Annotated in this window: 4 protein-coding genes; all 4 read right to left on the reverse strand. The window is 73.4% G+C overall.

Annotated elements, in window-relative coordinates:
* Nucleotides 1–444 (reverse strand): 6-phosphogluconolactonase (locus SACPADRAFT_RS31900; RefSeq protein WP_007026602.1); only part of this gene is annotated, 444 nt, incomplete at its 3' end.
* A 32-nt stretch (nt 445–476) separates the two neighbouring features.
* On the reverse strand, nt 477–1,496 hold the full coding sequence (opcA, locus tag SACPADRAFT_RS0200885; protein WP_007026603.1) for a glucose-6-phosphate dehydrogenase assembly protein OpcA: 1,020 nt from the start codon (nt 1,494–1,496) through the stop codon (nt 477–479).
* Nucleotides 1,493–3,037, reverse strand: coding sequence for a glucose-6-phosphate dehydrogenase (zwf, locus tag SACPADRAFT_RS0200890; protein ID WP_007026604.1), 1,545 nt, complete (start codon nt 3,035–3,037; stop codon nt 1,493–1,495). Before zwf ends, opcA begins: the two co-directional genes overlap by 4 nt.
* Before the next feature lie 19 nt (nt 3,038–3,056).
* Entirely contained in the window at nt 3,057–4,619 is a 1,563-nt protein-coding gene (locus SACPADRAFT_RS24610; protein WP_051442340.1) for a glucose-6-phosphate isomerase, read from the reverse strand.
* Nucleotides 4,620–4,627: the final 8 nt, after the last annotated feature.

The raw sequence follows: 4,627 nt of genomic DNA on the forward strand, positions 1-4,627 counted from the left end.
CGCGGCGGCGGCCAGCACGGCCGCGTACGCCGCGGCCGCCGCGTCCGGATCGGCCCCGAACTCGCCGTCCGAGGCCGGCATGGGATGGACCCGGGTCTCGTCGACGGGGACGTGGTCGAGCAGCGCCTCGCGGGCCTGCTTCTCGTTGCGCTCCGGGTCGTCGGCGGGGACGAAGCGCTCGTCGCCCCAGAAGAACTCGACCCGCGACCAGTCCACCGCGTCCCGTGCGGGACTGTCCCGCACCTGCTCCAGCACGGCGATGCCGGTGCCCCCGCCGGTGAGCACGAGCGACGCCCCGCCGCGCCGGGACTGCGCGTCGGCCAGTGCCGTGACCAGCCGGGCGGCGCAGGCGGCGGCCAGCACGTCCGGACCGGGGTGGACGACGACGTCGGTGGTGGCCCCGTCGCCGGAGCCCGGTCCGGAAGATCCTCCGTCGGTGGACATGGTCCGACCTCTCTGCCGGTGGTTGTCGGTCGTCAGCGTCGCTTCGTGGTCGTGGTCGTGCGTCCGCCGGAGGGGGCCCCGGCGGAGGTGCCGGACTCCCCGTCCCCGGGCGTGCCCTTCCCGCGCCGGCTGCGCCCGGGGGAGAGCTTGCCGAGGCCGCGCAACGCGGCCTCGTAGACCTCGTCCGGGTCGAGGTTGCGCAGTTCCTCGATCAGGCAGTCGCGGGTGGTCCTGCGCTGCAGCCCCACCCGGCGGGGAGGCTGGGTCGGCTGGGTCAGGGTGCCCGTCCTGCCGTCCGGGCGGTACAGCTCGATCGGGCCGGACGGCCGGTCCAGCGACACCGACACGATGCCTTCCGCCTCGGTGGTCTTGACCCGCCGGACCGGGACCCGCAGATACTCGGCCAGCCACCCGGCGAGCAGCTCCGTGGACGGGGAGTCGGCCTCGCCGGTCACCGACGCGCTGGTGACCGGTTCGAACGGCGGCAGGTCCAGCGCCGACACGAGCTGGGCCCGCCAGTTCGTCAGCCGGGTCCAGGCCAGGTCGGTGTCCCCCTCGCTGTAGGTCCGGCTCCGGCCGCGGATGGCCCGGATCGGGTTGCTCTGCGCGGCCGAGTCGGTGATCCGGCGCTGCGCCAGCTGGCCGAGCTGGTCGCCCGCGGGCGCGGCCGGTGCCCGCCCCGGCCACCAGGTGACGATCGGGGTGTCCGGGAGCAGGAGCGGCACCACGGCGCTACGCCCCTGGTTGGCCAGCGGGCCGTACAGGCGCAGCACGATGACGTCGCTCGCGCCCGCGTCGCCGCCCACCCGGATCTGCCCGTCGATGCGGGGCGCGGCCGTGCGCGCGCCCTTGGCCACCACGATCACCCGCGACGGGTGCTCGCGGCTGGCCTCGTTCGCGGCGTCGATGGACGCCTCGAGCTGCTCGTCGTCCTCCGCGGCGATCACCAGCGTGAGCACCCGGCCCAGCGCCACCGCGCCGCCGCGTTCCCGGATCTCGACGATCTTCCTGTTCAGCTGGGATGTCGTCGTCGACGGGAGATCGATGATCACGGGCGCCTCCAGTGCCTGCCGGTGCGGGCCAGCATCGCCCGGGCGGACGGTGGCCCCCACGAGCCCGGTTCGTACGGCTCGGGGGTGCCCTCCCGGGCCCAGTAGTCCAGGACCGGGTCGAGAATCCGCCAGGACAGCTCGACCTCCTCGTTGCCGGGGAACAGCGACGGCTCGCCCAGCAGCACGTCCAGGATGAGCCGTTCGTAGGCCTCCGGCGAGCTCTCGGTGAACGAGTGCCCGTAGCCGAAGTCCATCGTGACGTCGCGGACCTCCATCGTGGTGCCCGGGACCTTCGAGCCGAACCGCATGGTCACGCCCTCGTCCGGCTGCACCCGGATCACCAGCGCGTTCTCCCCGAGCTCCTCGGTGGCGGTGGAGTCGAACGGCAGGTGCGGAGCCCGCTTGAACACCACCGCCACCTCGGTGACCCGGCGACCCAGCCGTTTGCCGGTGCGCACGTAGAACGGCACCCCGCCCCAGCGCCGGTTGCGCACCTCCAGGGTCACGGCGGCGTAGGTCTCGGTGGTCGAGTCCTTCGAGAATCCCTGCTCCTGCAGCAGTCCCGGCACCTTCGTGCCGCCCTGCCAGCCCCCGGTGTACTGGCCCCGCGCGGTGGTCTCGTCGAACGGGCCCACCGCGGTCATCGCGCCGAGCACCTTCACCTTCTCCGCACGCAGCGCCGTCGGTTCGAAGGACACCGGCTCCTCCATCGCCGTCAGCGCCAGCAGCTGGAGCAGGTGGTTCTGGATCACGTCCCGTGCGGCCCCGATGCCCTCGTAGTAGCCCGCGCGGCCGTTCAGCCCGATGTCCTCGGCCATCGTGATCTGCACGTGGTCGACGTAGTGCGCGTTCCACAGCGGTTCGAACATCTGGTTGGCGAAGCGCAGCGCCATGATGTTCTGCACGGTCTCCTTGCCGAGGTAGTGGTCGATGCGGAAGACCGACTCCTCGGGGAAGACGTCGTTGACCACGGCGTTGAGTTCGCGGGCGCTGTCCAGGTCGTGCCCGAACGGCTTCTCGATGACCACCCGGCGCCACGCGTCCTCGTCCGACGAGGCCAGCCCACAGCGGGCGAGCTGCTTGGTCACCGTCGGGAACGCCCACGGCGGGATGGACAGGTAGAACGCGGTGTTGCCGCCGGTCCCCCGCTCCTCGGCGAGGGTGTGCACGGTCTCGGCGAGCCGGTCGAAGGCGTCGTCGTCGTCGAAACTGCCCTGGACGAACCGGATGCCCTCGGCCAGCCGGTTCCACACCGACTCCCGGAACGGTGTCCGCGCGTGCTCGGCCACCGCGTCGTGCACCTGCTGCCCGAAGTCCTGGTCCGCCCACTCCCGGCGGGCGAACCCGATCAGCGAGAACCCCGGGGGCAGCAGGCCCCGGTGGGCGAGGTCGTAGATGGCCGGCATCAGCTTCTTGCGGGAGAGGTCCCCGGTCACGCCGAAGATCACCAGACTGGACGGCCCCGCGATCCTCGGCAGCCGCTTGTCGAGGGGATCGCGGAGCGGGTTGGTCCACGTCCGCGTCGCCGGTTGCGCCGTCATCGGGTGCGCTCCCGCCTGTTCATCGCCGGAGTTCCTGCACGGCACGGACGACCTCGGCCAGTCCCGCCGCGCGGTCGGTCAGGTGCAGCCGTAGCACCGGCCTGCCGTGGTCGGCCAGCACCCGGCCGTCCCCGAGTGCCTGCGCCCGCTGCAGGGTCCCCAGGGTGTAGGGGCGGTCCGGCACGGCGAGGTCGTCGGTGACCGCGCCCGTGAGCTGGAGGAAGATCCCGTTCGGGTGGCCGCCCTTGTGGTACTGGCCGGTGGAGTGCAGGAAGCGCGGCCCCCAGCCGAACGTGGTCTGCAGGCCGGTGCGGCGGGCGAGTTCGGTGCGCAGCAGCTCGGCCGAGGCGTCGTCCAGCCGGTCCAGGTACGCCTGCACCGCGAGGTAGCCGTCCCCGTCCGCGGTGTCGACGAACCGGCGCAGCACCGCCGCGAGCGTGTCGGTGTCGGGAGGCCCGGGCACCCCGCTCGCGGACACCTCGACCGGGCCGAACACCGCGTCGGGTCCCGCGGACCCGCCCGCCTGCGCGGAGGTGTCCAGCAACGCCCGCGCGGCCTTCTTCGCGGCCTCCACGTCGGGCTGGTCGAACGGGTTGATGCCGAGCAGTCTGCCCGCCACGGCGACCGCGTACTGCCACAGCAGGAACTGCGCCCCCAATGGTCCGGAGGTCACCACCCGCGCGGCGTCCACGGTCGTCCCGACCGCCACCGGGGTGGCGTCGGCGCCCGCGTCGGCGAAGCCGGGTGCGTCGGCCCCCTCGACCACCACGGGGAGCAGGCCGGTGCCCTGTTTGCCGGTGGACTCGGCGATCAGCTGTTCCGCCCAGTCACCGAAGCCCGCGATGCCGGAGCCGGTGTCGGCCAGCACCACCTTCTCCGCGCCGTCCGCGTGCGCGGCGGCCAGCGCGGAGGCCAGCACCAGTGCCGGGTTGTCCGGTGCGTCGGCCGTGAACCGGTCGGCAACCAGTGCCGCCTGGTCGAGCAGCCGGGCCACGTCGGCACCCGCGAGCCCGGCGGGCACGAGGCCGAACGCGCTCAACGCCGAGTACCGGCCGCCGACGTCCGGGTCGGCGGTGAACACCCGGCGGTAGCCCCGTTCGGCCCCCAGTTCGGCCAGCGGGGAGCCCGGGTCGGTCACGACGACGATCCGCCGTGCCGGGTCGACGCCCGCCTCGGTGAACGCCCGTTCGAAGATGCGCCGGTGACTGTCGGTCTCCACCGTCGTGCCGGATTTGGACGAGACCACCAGCACCGTGCGTTCCAACTCGCCCGCCAGGGCGTCGGCGACCTGGTCGGGGTCGGTGGTGTCCACCACCGTGAGCCGGACCCCCTCGGTGCGGGTGATCACCTCGGGGGCGAGCGAGGAGCCGCCCATCCCGGCGAGCACGATCCGGTCGAACCCCTCCGACCGCAGCTCGGTGCGCAGCTGCTCGATCTCGCCGATGAGCGGTCGCGAGCCGCGGTGCAGTGCCGTCCACGCCAGCCGGACCGACGCCTCGGCCTCGGCGTCCGGCCCCCACAGCGTCGGGTCCTGCGCGGCCAGCCTCCCCGCGACACCGTCGGAGACCAGCGTGTCGAGCAGCGGCGCGG

Origin of the sequence: Saccharomonospora iraqiensis subsp. paurometabolica YIM 90007, assembly GCF_000231035.2 — a bacterium.
GTDB classification, from domain to species: domain Bacteria; phylum Actinomycetota; class Actinomycetes; order Mycobacteriales; family Pseudonocardiaceae; genus Saccharomonospora; species Saccharomonospora paurometabolica.

What these genes read in the sequence shown, in the direction of transcription:
- zwf (WP_007026604.1), bottom strand. Translation starts at nt 3,037, where the DNA reads ATGACGGCGCAACCGGCGACGCGGACGTGGACCAACCCGCTCCGCGAT.